Source organism: Streptomyces milbemycinicus, assembly GCF_002154605.1.
GTDB classification, from domain to species: Bacteria; Actinomycetota; Actinomycetes; order Streptomycetales; family Streptomycetaceae; genus Streptomyces; species Streptomyces milbemycinicus.
Map to the genome: position 1 here is coordinate 1 of NZ_MUNE01000067.1, position 16,555 is coordinate 16,555.

A 16,555-nucleotide genomic window follows, 5' to 3' on the forward strand; every position below is an offset into this window, starting at 1 on the left:
GACGTCTTCGGCCGGCTCGCCGCAGACTGAGCCAGCAGGCCCCCGGACACCCCACCCCTTTTAAAAACGCTTGACCTGAAGCAAGCATTTTTAAAAGGGGTGGGGTGGGGCGAGCCCCGGCGGCACCACCACACACCCACCCCCACCGCACACCAAACCCGCACCGCGCACCGGACCGGGCCGCCCACCCCGCCTCTCGCCGGCCGCAGTGCGCCGAAGGCGCGAGACGGCGGGGCAGACGGCCGGGTCGAATGCTGCCCAGCGGCGCCAGCCCGTCGCGCCCCACGACGGCCGGAGGCAGCCGTGCTCACGCCGCGCGGCGGATCTCCTTGATCTTGAGCATGCGGGTGATGACCTTGTCGAGCTCGTCGTCCTGGAAGACCTTCTTCCAGTCGTCGCGGACGATCGACTCACGCCCGTAGTCCATCGCGATCAGGCACGCGTCCGAGAACGGGTTGTCGCCCTTGAGCGTGTTGGCGAGGGCGACCTGGGTGTGGCCCAGCAGCATCGCACGGGCGGCGGACTCCGGGACGCCCACCGTGTGGACGGTCTCGTGCAGCGCCTCCGTCAGCAGGGCACCGACCATGCAGGCGATGGTCTCGACGAGGGTGGGCTCGAGCACCGCCAGCTGCTTGACGGTGACCCAGTGGACGTCCACGACCGGCGCGTACATGGTGCGGATGACCGTCTCGGTCAGCTCGCGGGCCGCCTCGTCGTCGGACTCGAACGCGGCGACGACCTCCTGGGGCGCGGCGATGCCGCCGAAGGTGTCGGCCCACTCCTCCTTGGTGGTGCGCTCCAGGAAGACCGAGGGGTGGCAGGGGTGCGCGCAGGCGTTGGAGACGTCGTCGCGGCGGGCGAGCAGACCGGCGTAGGCGGCGGCCGGGTCGAGGGTGAGGACGACCGAACCGGGCTTCATCACCGGCACCAGCGCCTCGGACACCGCGCCGAGGACGCGGTCGGGGACGGCCAGGATGACGACATCCGCCTCGGCGGCGGCCTTGGCGGAGTCGATGACCTCGCGGCCCAGTTCGGCCAGGATCTCCTGGCCCTTGGGGGAGTTCTCGCTGAACAGGACGCGGAAGTCGCTCTTTTCGAGGTTCGCCGAGACGCGCAGGCCCATCTTTCCGGCGGCGCCGACGACGGCGACAGTCTTGGGCTCGTGGGCTGTGGGGGTGGTCATGAGGCGCTCCTCATCAGGGCATCAGGGTGCATCAGGGTGTTCAAGGTGGTGACGCTGTGCTTGGTCCACGCGTCTTCGAGCCGGGCGGTCTCCTCGAAACCGCCCTGCCAGGGGAGCCAGTGCTCCACGATCTGGTTGACGCCGCGCTCCTCGGGGCGGACCGCGCCGACCATGTGGCCGTAGTCGAGGAGTCCTTCGCCCAGCGGGCAGCCGGCGAAGGTGAAGCCGACCCAGCCGTCGCGGCGGGTGAAGGAGAAGTCCTTGACGTGGATGTTGACCACGTACGGGGCGGTGCGGTCGATGACGTCGGCGGGCCGCTCCAGGCGGGCCACGCTGTTGCCGGGGTCGAGGCAGACGCCGAGGTGCGGGCTGTCGACGCCGGTGACGACGGCCAGCAGGTCGTCGGTGGAGACCTGTTCGTATGTCTCGAGGCCCAGCGTCACCCCGCGCTCGGCGTACCCGGGCAGCGTCTCGCGCAGCAGGGCGGTGGCCTCGTCCACGGTCGGCCGGTGGTCGTTGGTGTTGAGCATGGAGCGGACGAAGGTCGCGCCCAGCTTGTCCGCCAGGTCGAGGTACCGGAGCAGATGCGGCGGGCGGACCCCGCGCGTGCCGAGTTCCAGCTGGATACCGAGGTCCCGCGCGAGGGCGCGGAGGTCCGCCAGCTCAGCGTCGTCGAACGTCTCGATCAGCGGATAGTCGCAGATCTGGAAGACGCCGACGCCCAGTTCGCGGGTGCGGTGCAGCATGTCCGGCAGCGTCAGGCGCTTGGGTGCCTTGCCGGAGATCTGCCAGAAGAACGCGTAGGTGCTCAGGCCGAGGGCCATCTCACACACCCCCCGCGACAGGCGTCCCGTGCAGGGCCATCGCCTCATCCAGGATCTGTTCGAACGCCGCCGGGTCGTGGGCGAAGCGGCCCAGGAAGAGCCCGCCGACCTCGGGGCCGAGCCGGGTGAGCAGACCGGGCCCCGCGCTGCCGCCGTACACGACCCGGCTGCCGGCCAGCGGCCCCCGCCCGGCGAGCCACGCGGCCAGCGCGGCGCACACCGCGCGGATGTGCTCGGGCGAGGCCGGTTCGGGCGCGCCGATGGCCCACTGGGGTTCGTACGCCACGACCAGCGGGCCGAGCGTCCCGGCCCGCTCGGCGTCCGCGAGGGCGGACTCGACCTCGGCGACGCAGCGGGCTGCGGCCTGCGCCGCGTCGGTGCGCTCGGGTTCGCCGACGCACAGGACGGGCGTGAGGCCGCCTCGCAGCGCGGCGGCGGTCTTCGCGGCCACGACCGCCTCGTCCTCGTGGAAGAGGCGGCGTCGCTCGGCGTGCCCCACCTCGGCGTAGCCGCAGCCGATCTCCTTGAGCTGGGCGCCGCTGACCTCGCCGGTGTACGCCCCGGTGTCCTGGGCGCACAGGTCCTGGGCGCCGACCCGCACCCCGGTGCCGGCCAGCAGGCCGGCGGCCGGGACGAGGGTGGGGAAGGAGGGGAGGACGAAGACCTCGGCCAGGCCGCCGGTGACGGCCGGGTGGCGGTCGGCGATGTCCGCGATGCGGCGGCACCAGTTGAGCGTTTCGTGGTGGCCGAAGTACATCTTGAGGCTCACGCCGATGGTGACGGAAGCGGGTCGGGGCATCAGGCTGCCGTGCCCTCTTCTTCGTACGCGCACATCAGCTCGACCTTGGCGGCCGACGCGGAGGAGGTGTCGAAGCGGTAGGTGAGCCATTCGCGCACCAGGCGCCGGGCCAGCTCCAGGCCGACGACGCGCTGGCCGAAGGTGAGGACCTGGGCGTTGTTGCTGAGGATGGCGCGCTCGACGGAGAAGCTGTCGTGGGCGGTGACCGCCCGGATGCCCTTGACCTTGTTGGCGGCGATGGCCACGCCCAGGCCCGTGCCGCACACCAGCAGCGCGCGGTCGGCCTTGCCCGCCGCGACCAGTTCGGCGGCGGCGATGGCGACCTTGGGGTAGGCGGTGTGGCCATCGGCGTCCACGCCCACGTCCTGGACGGACTCGACCAGCTCGCTGGCCTCCAGGTCCGCCTTCAGGATCTCCTTGTAGTCGTAGCCGGCGTCGTCGGAGCCGACGACGATGCGGAGCTTGTCGTTCATCTGAGCCATCTCAGCTTCCATCTCAATCGTTCTTCGCAGCGAGTACGCCGTGCACGGCGCGGGCGATCAGGGCCAGGGACACCGCACCGGCGTCCGGGGTGCCCAGGGACTTCTCCGCGTGCGGGCGGGCGCGGCCCAGGCGCGGGAGGAGTTCGGCGGTGGCCTTGGCGGCGGCCTCGGCGGCGGTGGCCGCGGCGTCCCAGGCGGCGGCGAGGGGCTGCCCCTCGGCCACGGCCTCGCCGAGCGCACCGGCCAGCGGGACCAGCACGTCGACCATCGTCTTGTCGCCGACCTCCGCCTTGCCGAGCCGCATGACGCCGTCGGCGGCGGCGGCCACACCGGTGGCGACGGCGGCCGCGTCGGGCCGGTCGGCGTCGCCGAGGGCGGTGCCGACCTGGCGCAGGATGACGCCCCACAGGGCTCCGGAGGTGCCGCCGGCCCGGTCGGCCCAGGCGTCGGCGGCGTGGCACAGCAGGGTGCCCGCGCCCGCGCCGAGGCCCAGGGCGCGGCGCCCCGCCTCGTACGCGGCCTCGGAGCCGCGCCGCATGCCGATGCCGTGGTCGCCGTCGCCCGCGACCGCGTCGATGCGGCCGAGCTCGTCGGCGTGCTCGTCGACGGTCCGTACGACGGCGGCCAGCGCGTCCAGCACCGTACGGGCCGCCGCGCGCGACTCCTCGCTCGCCTGGGGGACGGTCGTCTGCTCGGGCTGTTCCTCAGGGCTCTCAGGGTTCTCAGGGCTCTCAGGGCTGACGTCAGCGGTCGGCCCCAGCGCCCCCTTGCGGTACGCGGGCGCGTCGGCCGGGGCCGTCCACAGCGGCTCCAGCTCCTCGGTCAGCCAGAAGAGCGTGAGCGAGACCCCTGCCATGTCGAAGCTGGTGACCAGCTCGCCGACCTCCGGGTCGACGGCGACCACGCCCGCCTCGTCCAGCAGCCGGGCCACCGTGCGGTAGACCACGAACAGCTCTTCGTACTTGACCGCGCCGAGCCCGTTGAGGATCACGCCCGCGCGCAGCCCGCGCGGGGTCTCCACGCCCTCCGGCAGTTCGCCCAGCAGCGTGGAGACGAGCAGCTCGGCCGCCTCGTCGGCGGTGGGCACCGCGGCCTCGGACAGACCTGGCTCGCCGTGGATGCCCAGGCCCACCGCCATCCGGCTTTCGGGGACGGTGAACAGCGGGGCGTCGGCGCCGGGCAGGGTGCAGCCGGAGAAGGCGATGCCGAACGAGCGGGTGCGGGCATTGGCCAGCCGGGCGAGGCGTACGACCTCGTCCAGGGGCAGGCCCGCCTCGGCCGCCGCGGCGGCGGTCTTGAACACCGCGAGGTCCCCGGCGACCCCGCGGCGCTTGGCGGACTCCTCGGCGGGGGCGCTGGAGATGTCGTCGGTGACGACGACCGTCCGGCAGTCGATGCCCTCGGCGTTCAGCCGCTCCTCGGCCTGCCCGAAGTGCAGCACGTCACCGGCGTAATTGCCGAAGGTCAGCAGCACCCCGCCGCCGCCGTGCGCGGCCTTCGCCACCTGGTGGACCTGCTGGGCCGAGGGCGAGGCGAAGACGTTGCCGACCGCCGCGCCGTGGGCCAGGCCCCGGCCGACCAGACCGGAGAAGGCCGGGTAGTGGCCGGAGCCGCCGCCGATGACGACCGCCACCTGGCCCGGGGCCGTGGGGGTGGCGCGGACGACACCGCCGGGGACGCGCCGCACCCATCTGCGGTGGGCGGCGACGAAGCCCTCCAGGGCCTCGTCCGCGAAGGCGGCGGGGGTGTTGAACAGTCGAGTCATGGCAGGCGGCCTCCGGGCCACGGGTGAGGGGTGGTGACGGTCAGTACCCGGTCGGTCAGTGCCCGGTCGTGATCAACTCCTGCTCCGCGTCCGCGGCCTGGGGCAGGGGCCGGGTGGAGAGCCAGAGCATCAGGACGGCCGACAGGAGCATGAAGCCGCCGACGACGAAGAGCGGAAGGTAGTAGGAGCCGCTGAAGTCCTTGAGCCAGCCGGTGATGTAGCTGGCGGCGAAGCCCGCGACATTGCCCATCGTGTTGATCAGGGCGATACCGGCGGCCGCGGCGGCTCCGGTGAGGAACTGGGACGGCAGCGACCAGAAGGTGGGCAGCGCGGCGAAGATCGAGCACGCGGTGACGGTGATGACCGCGATCGTCGCGCTCGGCGAGCCCATGTAGAGGGCCAGCGGGATGCTGATCCCGCCGACCGCGGCCGGTCCCGCGACATGCCAGGCGCGCGTCCCGTGCCGGGTGGCGTGCCGGGACCAGAAGAACAGGGCGATGGCGGCGGGGAGGTACGGGATGGCGGTGATCAGGCCCTTGTCCAGTACGGAGAAGTGGGTGCCGTACTGCTCCTCGAAGCCGCTGATGATCGTGGGGAGAAAGAACGCCAGGGCGTAGAGGCCGTAGATGAAGCCGAAGTAGACGAGGGAGAGGGCCCAGACCCGGCCGTTGGTGAACGCCGCCTTGAGCGCACCGCGCCCGCCGTGCCCGGAGGCTGCCTTCGCGCCGTCCGTCTTCGTGCCGTTCTCGCGCGCCAGCTCGGCCGTGAGCCAGTCCTTCTCCTCCCGGGTCAGCCACTTCGCATCGGCGGGCCGGTCGATCAGATAGAACCAGGCGATGACGCCGAGCAGGATCGCGGGGATGGACACGCCGAGGAACATGAAGCGCCAGCCGTCGAGGCCGAAGAACGCACCGTGCTGGTTGATCAGCAGCCCGGCCAGCGGGGCGCCGATCACCGTGGTCAGCGGCTGGGCCAGGTAGAACAGCGCCAGGATCTTGGTGCGATGGCGGGCCGGGACCCACTGGCTGAGGTAGAGGATCGCCCCGGGGAAGAAGCCTGCCTCGGCGACGCCGAGCAGAAAGCGCAGCCCGTACAGCTGCCCGGTGCTCTGCACCCAGGTGAACAGCAGGGAGACGATCCCCCAGGTGACCATGATCCGGGCCAGCCAGCGGCGGGCGCCGAACCGGTGCAGGGCCATGTTGCTGGGCACTTCCAGCAGGATGTAGCCGATGAAGAAGACGCCGGAGGCCAGTCCGAACTGAGCCGCGGAGAGGCCGAGGTCATCGCCCATGCCGTTGGGCTCGGCGAACGAGACCGCGGTCCGGTCCAGGAAGTTCACGAAGAACATCAGGGCGACGAAGGGGACGAGACGCCGCGCGACCTTCTTGACGGCCGATCTCTCGACGTCCCGTATGACGGGGGATGGGGCGACAGTGCCCATGGCGGCTCCTGACTGAGCGGACGGCTTTGTCCTGCGGGGTGGCTACACGCTAGGCCACGTTCCGAAAATTGGTCACCAATTAACCAAAGTGATGTGTGTCGCTTTTGAAACTCTTGACGGGCGGCCCTCCAGCGCTTAGGTCAGCACTGCCGCCCCGGGCCGTCGCCGCTGGTGATGTACTAGGGGGTCGGTATGTCCGAGGACCCGAGTCCATGAGGGGAAAACGCCACGTGAGCGCCGAGCCCGACCAGCCGAACTTCACCGCGCTGCTGCGCCCGGTCGTCCGGGAGTCATCGGTCAGCGAGGTGGCCAAGCGGCTGCTGGACCACCTCTCCGAGGGCCACCTGAAGCCCGGCACCCGGCTGCCCGCCGAGCGCCAGCTGGCCGAGGCGCTCAATGTCGCCCGTTCCAGTGTGCGGGGTGCGCTCTCGGCGCTCGATGTGCTCGGCATCATCGAGATCCGCCCCGGCTCCGGCTCCTACGTACGCGCCGGGACGTCGGAGTTCCTGCCCCGGGCCATCAACTGGGGGCTGATGCTCGGCCAGCGCCGCACCCACGACCTGGTCGAGGTCCGCACCTTCATGGAGGCCATGTCCGCCCGGCTGGCGGCCGAGCGCGCCGAGGACACGGACGTCGAACGGCTCGAGGCGCATCTGGAGCGGATGCGGGAGGCGGGCGGCGACGTCACGGCGTTCATCGACGCCGACATCGCCTTCCACCTGGAGACCGCCACCATCGCGCGCAACACCGTCCTCAGCGACATCCTCCACAGCATCCGCTCGCTGCTCCAGGTGTGGATGGAGCGCGCGGGCGACATCGAGGGCACGGTGGCCGGGACGCTGAAGGAACACGGCGCGATCCTCCAGGCCATCCGCGACGGCGATCCGCAGGCGGCCGAGCGGGCCATGGCGGAGCATATGCAGTGCGCGAGCGAGCGGCTGTGGTCCTCGCTGAGCGCGGAGGAGGGCGGGGCTTCGGGTACCGCTCCGGGCGGCGGCGCGTAGACGTGCGGGGCGGATCAAGGCCGGGCCACCGTATTGGCCCACCTCAAGGCGCGGCCGAGCGCGCCATGCACCCAGACTGATCCTCATATGGGCCGGCGGCGACGCACATGAGCCGAGCGCCCTCGCGACGAGGAGAGGACGGACGCATGGCACCCGACCAGCCCGACGAGTCGGCGCCCCGTCAACTCCCCACGGTCACCTACGCCTTCGCCGTCTGCCGGCACTGCGACCCGGCGGCCCTGGTGGGGCTCCCGGGGCTCGACAAGGCGGCCCCGGTCCGCACCCTCGCCGCGGGCCCGCTCACCGCCGTCGTCCAGGACGTGTCCGCCGCCGACTTCACGGAGGACGCGCTGCGGCAGCGGCTCACCGACCGCGATGAACTGGGGCGCTGCGCCCGCGCCCACCATGAGGTGATCATGGCCGCGTCGGCCGTGACACCGACCGTGCCACTGCCCTTCGCGACGCTCTATCTCGGGGATGGACGGGTCCGCGCGGCCCTGCGCGAGAAGGAGGAGTCCTTCCTCGCCGCCCTGGGCCCGCTCACGGGCCGCGTCGGGTGGGGATGAACGCCGCCGGGCCGGACGCTCACTGCACGATCATGAAGCTGTTGCCGTCCGGGTCACGGAAGCTGAACATGGGCGGCACGGGGGCGCCCCACCGCGCGACCTCCGGGTCCGCGTCGACGCCGCGGGCCAGCAGTGCGGCGTGGTCGGAGTCGATGTCCTCGCTCACGAAGATGACGCCCGTCTCGACGCCGGGCGACTGCCCCTCGCGCGGCAGGACCAGCGAGATCGCGGTCGCGCCACCGACCGGCGCCACCTCGATCCAGCGGTGGCCGTCGCCGAACGGGACGTCCGCGCGCTTCTCGAAGCCGAGCGTGCCGACGTAGAAGTCCAGCGCCCGGTCCTGGTCGGACACCGGCACGGCCACCCTGCCCAGCTCGGTGATGCGGGTGCCCTTGGTGCTGTCGGTCATGATGATCTCCCTGGGGAACGGTTCTGCTTGTAGGACCGCCCGGCCCGACGGAACTCATCGCCTCCCGCGCGAGGAGTTTTCTTGACCTTCAAGCCGCATGAAGCCCAACAATCGCGCCCATGAACGACACGGATGACACGCATGACACGCATGACACGGACGACATGGTCGGCAACGACGCCACCGAGGGCCTGCTGAGCATCGGCGCCTTCGCCCGGCGGGTGGGGCTGGCGCCGAGCGCACTGCGGTTCTACGACGACTGCGCGGTGCTGCGGCCCGCCCACGTGGACACGGCGACCGGCTACCGCTACTACGCCGAGACGCAAGCGCCGCGCGCCGCGCTGCTGCGCCGGCTGCGGGAGGCCGAGCTGCCGCTGGTCGATGCGGCGGCCGTGCTGGACGGGCCGTACGAGGACGCCCGCGAGGTGCTGCGGGGACATCTGGGCCGGACGAGGGAGTCGGCCGCGGCGGCCCGCGCGGCGCTCGAGGAGATCCTGCGCGCGCTGCCCGGGGGCACACGCCGCGCCGAGGTCAGCGTCGGCGGGGCCGAGCTGGCGGGCGCGGTGCGGCAGGTGGGCTCGGCGGTGGCGGCGGGCGCGGCCCGGGAGGAGTTCCCGGTGCTCGGCCGCGTACTGGTCGAGATCGACGGCGAGGAGATCCGGCTGGTGGCCACGGACCGCTACCGGCTGGCCGTACGGGCGCTCCGGCCGCTGTCGATCACCGGCGAGCCGTGCGAACTGCTGCTGGACATCGACGAGTTGACGGAAACGGCGGCCTGGGCCCGGCGGCTGCCCGAGGTCGCCGTCGAGGTCGAGGGGCGGCAGGCCCGCGTACGGGGCGGCGGCGAGTGCCGGGAGTTGGCGGGCTCCGACGAGGTGTTCCCCGCGTACCGGATGGTGCTGGACGACCTCGGGGCCGCCCGGCACCGGGTGATCGCCGACCGGGGCGGGCTACGGCGGGCCGTCGCGGACCGCCTGGACGCCGGCCACCGGGCGATCACTCTCACCACCACCGGGGACGACCTCCTGATCTCAACAGAGAAACCCACAGAGATACCCGAGGAAGCCGAGGACGCCGAGCGGCCCGGCGCGACCGCGCTGCGCGCGATCCGCACGGGGCCGCCGCTGCGGATCGCCTTCGACCCCGGCGTCCTGCTGCCGGCGCTCGACGCGAGCGTGGGGCCCGATGTGCTGCTGGAGATCGCGTCCGAGGCCCGGCCCGTCGTCGTCCGCTCCGCCGACCAGGGGAGCTTCACCACCCTGGTCATGCCGGTACGGAACGCCGCCGCCACCAGCTAGAAGGGAAGGTCCGTACGCGAAATATCCGCTGGACCGGCCCGGCCATGGATGCAAATATATGCGCCATGCAGAATAGTCATGCATCCCTTGGTGTCTCCGCCCCACCGGCCTGGCCGCGCGGCTTCCACGCTTACACCGGCCACGGCGGCATCCGCGAAAGCGGCGACGACATCTCGGTCGTCGCCTCGGACCGGCCCGCCGTCAGCGCCGCGATGTTCACTCTCAGCCGCTTCGCGGGCCCGGCCGTGGTGCTCAGCCGCCGCCATGCCGCCGGACGGCGGCTGCGGGCGGTGGTCACCCTGGCCCAGAACGCCAATGTGGCCACCGGCAAGGAGGGAGAGCGGAACGCCGCGGAGGTGGTCGCGCGCGTCGCGGGGATTCTGGGGGTCGCGGAGAGCGAGGTGCTCATCGGCTCCACCGGTGTGATCGGGCGCCCGTTGCCGATGGACGCCATCCGTACACACCTGGACCAGCCGCATCTCGCCCAGGGCGCCGCCGCCTTCGACGCCGGGACCGAGCGGGTGGCCCGCGCGATGATAACCACCGACACCCGGCCCAAGACCAGTGCGCGCTCGGTCGGGGCGGCACGGATCGTCGGTGTCGCCAAGGGCGTCGGGATGCTGGAGCCCAATATGGCCACGATGCTGGCCTATCTCTTCACCGACGCGATCATCCCGCCCGGCGCGCTGGACGCCGCGCTGCGCGGGGCGGTGGACCGCAGCTTCAACTGTCTGAGCGTGGACACCGACACCTCGACCTCCGACACGGTGGCCGTGCTCGCCAACGGCGCGGCGGGGCCGGTCGACCAGGTCGAGTTCGCCGCCGCGCTCGCAGAGGTGTGCCTGGATCTGACCCTGCAGATGGCCATGGACGGGGAGGGCGCCACCAAGCTGCTCCGGGTCACCGTCGACGGGGCCGGGGACCGCGCGCAGGCCAAGCGGGTTGCGAAGAGCGTGGTGAACTCGCCGCTGGTCAAGACGGCCGTGCACGGGGCGGACCCCAACTGGGGGCGGGTCCTGATGGCCATCGGCAAGAACACCGACGACACCGATATCGAACCGGCCAAGGTGAGCGTGCGCTTCGGCGGCATCGAGGTCTACCCCGAGGAGCCGGAGGCGGACACCCTGGACCGGCTCACCGAGCTCATGCGGCAGAGCGAGGTCGACATCTCGGTGTCCCTGGGCCTCGGAGAGGCCGCTGCCACCGTCTACGGCTGCGATCTGTCGGCGGGCTACGTACGCGTCAACGCCGACTACACCTCCTGACGCGAGACTTCGCAGCCCAAAAGCGGCCGGTCCGGCGCGCTCTCTTCGAGCGCGCCGGACCGGTCTCCGCTGCCCCTCACCCCCACGAAGGGGCAGTGGCCTGGGTGCCTACTCCGTGGCTATGGCGTTCAGCACGTTCATCCGGCCCGCCCGGAAGGCCGGGAGCAGGGCGGCGACCAGGCCCACCACGGCCGAGCCGATGAAGACCGTGATGATCGTCGACCACGGGATCTCAAGGGTCTTCAGGCCCTCGAGCGCCAGCAGCTTCTGCGCCGTCGCACCCCAGCCCATGCCGAGGCCAAGGCCCAGCAGGGCGCCGAACAGCGCGATCACGACCGACTCCAGGCGGATCATGCGGCGCAGCTGACGGCGCGACATGCCGATGGCGCGCATCAGGCCGATCTCCCGGGTCCGCTCGACGACCGACAGCGCCAGGGTGTTCACCACGCCGAGGACGGCGACGACGATCGCGAGCGCCAGCAGGCCGTAGACCAGGTTGAGCAGCTGCCCGATCTGATCCTTCATCATCTTCTTGTAGTCGGTCTGGTCCCGGACCTTGACCTGCGGGTAGTCGTCCAGCTGGGCCTTGAGGGAGGCGTAGGCCGCCTTCTCCTGGCCGTCCTTGGCGGCCGCGAGCATCATCGCGTTCACCGGCATCTTGTCGGCCGGGATATAGCGCTCGGCGGTGGTGATGTTCACATACTTGGCGCCCTTGTTGAGCGAGGTGTCGTCCGAGGTGATGGCGGCGACCTTGAGCTTGGCCGCGGTCCTGCCGCCCACGAAGGTGACGGTGAGGGTGTCACCCATCTTCACCTTGTGGTCCTTGGCGAAGTCCTCGGACACCGAGATGGCGTCCTTGCCGTAGGCGTCGGAGAGCGTGCCGTCGACAACGGGGGTGCGCAGATCGTCCGCGAACTTCGGGTCGGCGGCGACCAGATTGTCGGTGCTGGTCTTGCCGTCGGGCGTGGTGATCTTGGTGTCGTTGAGGTTCTTGACGTCGGTGACGTGGTCCAGGCCCTTCGCCGCGTGCACCGCCTTCACGACATCCCCGGTGATCGGCTTGCCGCCATCGGACTGGACGATGAAGTCCGCGCCGACCGACTTGTCGAGCTCATCGCTGGCCGAGGCGACCATCGAGGAGCCGACCACCGACAGACAGGCGACCAGCGCGAGGCCGATCATCAGGGCGGCGCCGGTGGCGCCGGTGCGCCGGGGGTTGCGCAGCGCGTTCCGCTCGGCCATGCGGCCGACCGGGCCGAAGATCCGCAGGATGACCGCGGCCAGCACCCGGACCACCAGGCCGGCCAGCAGCGGACCGATGACGATGAAGCCGATCAGGGTCAGCAGCACGCCCAGGCCCAGGAGCATCGACCCATCGGTGGCCTTGTCCGCGTTCGCCGCGGCGACCAGGGCCACCACGCCCGCCCCCGTGAGCAGCAGGCCGATCGCGCCCCGGATCCGGCCGGCCTTGGCGTCCGCCGGGGTCCCCGCGTCCCGCAGGGCCGCCATCGGGGAGATCTTCCCGGCGCGGCGGGCGGGGATGTACGCGGCGATCACGGTGACGACGATGCCGATGGTGAGGCCGATGATGGGCGTGGCGGGCTTGACCGTCAGCTGGTCGGTGCTGATGTTCAGGCCCTGGCTGCCCATGAACTTCATCAGCCCGACGGCGAGGCCGATACCGCCCAGAACCCCGAGCACCGAGCCGACGACGCCGAGCAGCAGCGCCTCGATCAGCACCGAGCGGTTGACCTGCTTACGGCTGGAGCCGATGGCCCGCATCAGGCCGATCTCGCGGGTGCGCTGGGCGACCAGCATCGAGAAGGTGTTGACGATGAGGAAGATGCCGACCAGCACGGCGATCCCGGCGAAGCCGAGCATCGCGTACTTCATGATGTCGAGGAACGAGCCGATGTCGTCCTTGCCCTCCTCGGCGGACTCGTCCTTCGTCTGCACCTTGTAGCCGTCGCCGATGGCCGCGACCACGTTCTTCTTCAGCTGGTCGTTGCTGACGCCGGGCTGGGCGGTCAGCGCGAAGCTGGTGTACGCGTCGGGGCGGCCGAGCAGCTTGCTCTGCGCGGTGGCGGTGTCCGTGTAGACGATGGTGGCGCCGGGGTTGGTCACCTTGAAGGTCGTCAGGCCGACGATCTTGGCGCGGAACTCACCGGGCACGGCGATGAGCCGCAGCTCGTCGCCGATCTTCAGCTTCTTGTTCTTGGCCGTGTCGGCGTCGAGCATCACCTCGGTGGGGCCGCGCGGCTCATGGCCGGAGGTGAGGTCGACCGCCAGCAGCTCGGTCGGGTCCCAGTTGGTGGCGACGGTCGGGGCGCCGGACTTCGGGCCGATGTCGTCGTTGTTCTTGTCGACGACGGTGACGGTCTCGGTGCTGATCTCACCGTCCACCGACTTGACGCCCTGGACCTTCTTCAGCTCGGCGAGCCGCGTCCCGGGCACCGTCTCGATCTTGCCGGTCTGGGGGCCGTTGTTGCTGCCGCCCTCCTTCTTCGGCTTGACCGAGACATCGGAGCTGGTGCTCGCGAAGAGCTGGTCGAAGGTGGCGTTGGTGGTGTCGGTGAAGACGAGCGTGCCACAGACAAAGGCCACCGACAGCAGGACGGCGATGGCCGACAGCGCCATGCGTCCCTTGTGCGCGAAGAAATTGCGCATCGAGGTCTTGAGGACGGTCATGACACCCGCCCGCGCGCGTCGAAGTTCTTCATCCGCTCCAGCACCAGCTCGGCGGTGGGGTTGTACATCTCGTCGACGATCCGGCCGTCGGCCAGATACAGCACCCGGTTGGCGTACGCGGCGGCGACCGGGTCATGGGTGACCATCACGATGGTCTGGCCCAGCTCGTCCACCGAGCGCCGCAGGAAGCCCAGCACCTCGGCGCCGGCCCGGGAGTCCAGGTTTCCGGTGGGCTCGTCACCGAAGATGATCTCGGGGCGGGCGGCGAGGGCGCGCGCCACGGCGACGCGCTGCTGCTGACCACCGGAGAGCTGGTTCGGCCGGTGCTTGAGCCGCTCGGCCAGACCCACCGTCTCCACCACCTGGTCCAGCCAGGCACGGTCCGGCTTACGGCCCGCGATGTCCATGGGCAGCGTGATGTTCTCTATCGCGTTGAGCGTGGGGAGGAGGTTGAACGCCTGGAAGATAAAGCCGATCCGGTCGCGGCGCAGCTGGGTGAGCTTCTTGTCCTTGAGCCCCGTGATCTCCGTCTCGTCGATGAAGATCTGACCGGAGGTCACGGTGTCGAGACCGGCGACGCAGTGCATGAGGGTCGACTTGCCGGAGCCCGACGGGCCCATGATCGCGGTGAACTGCCCGCGGGCAATGTCGACGTCCACATGGTCCAGCGCGACCACACGGGTCTCGCCGGAGCCGTACGCCTTGACGACCTGGCGCGCACGGGCGGCAACAGCCGTATGTCCTCCACTGCCCCCGGTCTTGGGAATCGATACAGCGGTTGTCACGGTGACTCTCCTATGTCGTCTTCTTCTGTCGGTCTTGCTGCGTGTGCTGCGAGTGGTGCTGTGCGCTCTGCTACGAGCCGGGGTCGTCCGCCCGCGTACCTCAAGGGTGATCCAGGCGTGAGGGGTGTCGCGATGGTGCCTGGCTCCGTATCGATGGGGGTGCTAGCCCTACCCTCTCGGTCAGGCCGACCATAGACACCCTAGAAGTGCCGCAGGTCGCCTTCCTCCTCCGCCGGTACGAACCCCGGGTAGGAGGAACGGGTGGATGACCCCTAAGGGGCATGAGACCTCAGGCGTACCCCGTCTCGGGGTCAAGACTGGTCCCTGACGTAACGGAAGGTTCAAGTCCGCTGTTCGGCCGCCCGTAAACCCGCTTCCCTTCCCCCGATCCCGCATGGAAGGGTGGGTCGTACAACAGAATTACGGGCATGAGTTACGAGCATGAGTTGCGGGCCTGAATTACGGGCCTGATGACGGGCATCACGGCAGCCGGCCGGCTCGGCCGGAGAAGGGAGCGCCCACGGTGGGCGGCACCGCACGGAGGCGGACGGACGCGGACACCGGACCACCCACCCCCGAGACGGCCCTCTCACCCCCGATCCGCCGCCGCCCCGTCGCCGCCGCGCTGATGCTCGGCATGGCGCTCGCCGCGCTCGACTCCACCGTCATCTCCACCGCGATCCCCCAGATCGTGGGCGACCTCGGCGGTTTCTCCGTCTTCTCCTGGCTGTTCTCCGGCTATCTGCTCGCCGTCACGGTCAGCCTGCCGGTCTACGGCAAGATCTCCGACACCTTCGGCCGCAAGCCCGTCCTGCTCTTCGGGATCGTGCTCTTCCTGCTGGGCTCGCTGCTGTGCGCGGGCGCCTGGAACATGGGCTCCCTCATCGCCTTCCGCGTCGTCCAAGGCCTCGGCGGCGGCGCGCTGCAGGGCACCGTACAAGTCATCGCCGCCGACCTCTACCCGCTCGAGGAGCGCCCCAAGATCCAGGCCAGGCTCTCCTCCGTATGGGCCCTGTCCGCCGTGGCGGGCCCGGTCATCGGCGGCCTCCTCGCCGGCTACACCGACTGGCGCTGGATCTTCCTGATCAACCTGCCGGTCGGCGCCGTGGCGCTGCTGCTGATCGTCCGCCATCTGCACGAGCCGAACCGGGACGGGGCACGCGGCGCCGGTGTGGACTGGGCCGGCGCACTCGCGATCTTCGCGACCGGCGGGCTGCTGCTCACCGCCCTCGTACAGGGCGGAGTGGCCTGGGCCTGGCTGTCCGCGCCCTCGCTCGCGCTGTTCGCGGGCAGCGCGGCATGCGCGGCCGCGACCGTGTTCATCGAGCGCCGCGCCGCCGATCCGATCATCCCGGGCTGGGTCTGGCGCCGCCGTACGATCTCGGCCGTCAACCTCGCGCTCGCCGCGCTGGGCCTGCTGATGATCGCCCCCACCGTCTTCCTGCCCACCTACGGCCAGTCGGTCCTGGGACTCGGCCCGATCGCGGCCGGATTCGTACTGTCGGCCATGACGCTCAGCTGGCCGATATCGGCCGCGCTGAGCAGCCGCGTCTACAACCGGATCGGCTTCCGGCGCTGCGCCATCACCGGTATCGCGTTCGCCGCACTGGTCCTGCTCGCCTTCCCGCTGCTCCCCTACCCCGGCGCCAACCCGGATGCCGCCTGGCAGCCCGCGCTGATCATGCTGGCACTCGGCGCGGCCCTCGGCCTCTTCCAGCTACCGCTGATCATCTGGGTCCAGTCCTCCGTCCGCTGGGCCGAGCGCGGCACCGCGACCGCCTCGATCCTCTTCTGCCGGCTGGTCGGCCAGTGCGTGGGAGCGGCGGTCTTCGGCGCCGTCGCCAACGCCACCCTGGCCGCCCGCCTCGACGAAGCGCCCCCCGCCATCCGCACCGGCCTGCCCGACGACCTCGACGGGGTCTCCCGCGCACTGGAGCACCCCGCCACGCTCACCGACCAGGCCGCCGACTACCTGCGGCGCGCGGTCGACACCGCCGTCGACCACGTCTACGTCGGCTCGGCGGGCGCCGCCGTACTGGCCCTGCT

Annotated in this window: 14 protein-coding genes; 5 read left to right on the forward strand and 9 right to left on the reverse strand. The window is 71.0% G+C overall.

Features of this window, described 5'->3' with window-relative positions; all coding sequences use genetic code 11:
- Positions 1 to 307 precede the first annotated feature (307 nt).
- Genes CCN51_RS06190 through CCN51_RS06215 form a run of 6 tightly spaced genes read right to left on the reverse strand, consistent with a single transcriptional unit; the run spans position 308 to position 6,494 of the window.
- Positions 308 to 1,183 carry a phosphogluconate dehydrogenase C-terminal domain-containing protein gene (locus CCN51_RS06190; RefSeq protein ID WP_014176917.1) on the reverse strand — a complete coding sequence of 292 codons (876 nt, stop codon included), beginning with the start codon at positions 1,181 to 1,183 and terminating at the stop codon, positions 308 to 310.
- Complete coding sequence (locus tag CCN51_RS06195) at positions 1,180 to 2,007, reverse strand: sugar phosphate isomerase/epimerase family protein (protein ID WP_014176918.1); 828 nt, start codon at positions 2,005 to 2,007, stop codon at positions 1,180 to 1,182. The genes CCN51_RS06190 and CCN51_RS06195 overlap by 4 nt, the downstream gene beginning before the upstream one ends.
- 1 nt (position 2,008) lies before the next feature.
- A complete protein-coding gene (locus CCN51_RS06200) occupies positions 2,009 to 2,806 on the reverse strand; it encodes a triose-phosphate isomerase family protein (protein WP_014176919.1) in 798 nt (265 codons plus the stop codon).
- On the reverse strand, positions 2,806 to 3,279 hold the full coding sequence (locus CCN51_RS06205; RefSeq protein ID WP_014176920.1) for a ribose-5-phosphate isomerase: 474 nt from the start codon (positions 3,277 to 3,279) through the stop codon (positions 2,806 to 2,808). Before CCN51_RS06205 ends, CCN51_RS06200 begins: the two co-directional genes overlap by 1 nt.
- A gap of 22 nt (positions 3,280 to 3,301) precedes the next feature.
- Entirely contained in the window at positions 3,302 to 5,053 is a 1,752-nt protein-coding gene (locus tag CCN51_RS06210) for a dihydroxyacetone kinase family protein (RefSeq protein ID WP_014176921.1), read from the reverse strand.
- Positions 5,054 to 5,108: 55 nt separating this feature from the next.
- Positions 5,109 to 6,494 (reverse strand): MFS transporter, encoded by a 1,386-nt coding sequence (locus CCN51_RS06215; protein WP_014176922.1) that lies wholly within the window; start codon positions 6,492 to 6,494, stop codon positions 5,109 to 5,111.
- A gap of 212 nt (positions 6,495 to 6,706) precedes the next feature.
- Here CCN51_RS06215 and CCN51_RS06220 point away from each other — a divergent pair, with 212 nt between their 5' ends.
- Both CCN51_RS06220 and CCN51_RS06225 read left to right on the forward strand, forming a co-directional pair.
- Complete coding sequence (locus CCN51_RS06220; RefSeq protein ID WP_055413948.1) at positions 6,707 to 7,498, forward strand: FadR/GntR family transcriptional regulator; 792 nt, start codon at positions 6,707 to 6,709, stop codon at positions 7,496 to 7,498.
- Positions 7,499 to 7,644: 146 nt separating this feature from the next.
- On the forward strand, positions 7,645 to 8,064 hold the full coding sequence (locus CCN51_RS06225) for a GvpL/GvpF family gas vesicle protein (RefSeq protein WP_014176924.1): 420 nt from the start codon (positions 7,645 to 7,647) through the stop codon (positions 8,062 to 8,064).
- Between the two features lie 19 nt (positions 8,065 to 8,083).
- Here the strand turns inward: CCN51_RS06225 and CCN51_RS06230 are convergent, their stop codons facing one another.
- A complete protein-coding gene (locus CCN51_RS06230) occupies positions 8,084 to 8,473 on the reverse strand; it encodes a VOC family protein (protein WP_014176925.1) in 390 nt (129 codons plus the stop codon).
- 119 nt (positions 8,474 to 8,592) lie between these two features.
- Between CCN51_RS06230 and CCN51_RS06235 the strand changes: the two genes are divergently transcribed.
- On the forward strand, positions 8,593 to 9,771 hold the full coding sequence (locus CCN51_RS06235; protein WP_014176926.1) for a MerR family transcriptional regulator: 1,179 nt from the start codon (positions 8,593 to 8,595) through the stop codon (positions 9,769 to 9,771).
- Positions 9,772 to 9,836: 65 nt separating this feature from the next.
- Complete coding sequence (gene argJ, locus CCN51_RS06240) at positions 9,837 to 11,036, forward strand: bifunctional glutamate N-acetyltransferase/amino-acid acetyltransferase ArgJ (RefSeq protein ID WP_014176927.1); 1,200 nt, start codon at positions 9,837 to 9,839, stop codon at positions 11,034 to 11,036.
- Between the two features lie 108 nt (positions 11,037 to 11,144).
- Here the strand turns inward: argJ and CCN51_RS06245 are convergent, their stop codons facing one another.
- A complete protein-coding gene (locus CCN51_RS06245) occupies positions 11,145 to 13,724 on the reverse strand; it encodes an ABC transporter permease (protein ID WP_014176928.1) in 2,580 nt (859 codons plus the stop codon).
- The gene (locus CCN51_RS06250) at positions 13,721 to 14,509 is read right to left on the reverse strand and encodes an ABC transporter ATP-binding protein (protein WP_014176929.1); all 789 of its coding nucleotides are present in this window, start codon (positions 14,507 to 14,509) and stop codon (positions 13,721 to 13,723) included. The genes CCN51_RS06245 and CCN51_RS06250 overlap by 4 nt, the downstream gene beginning before the upstream one ends.
- A gap of 454 nt (positions 14,510 to 14,963) precedes the next feature.
- Between CCN51_RS06250 and CCN51_RS06255 the strand changes: the two genes are divergently transcribed.
- Positions 14,964 to 16,555: MFS transporter (locus CCN51_RS06255; RefSeq protein ID WP_425444748.1), on the forward strand; the 1,592-nt coding region annotated here is incomplete at its 3' end.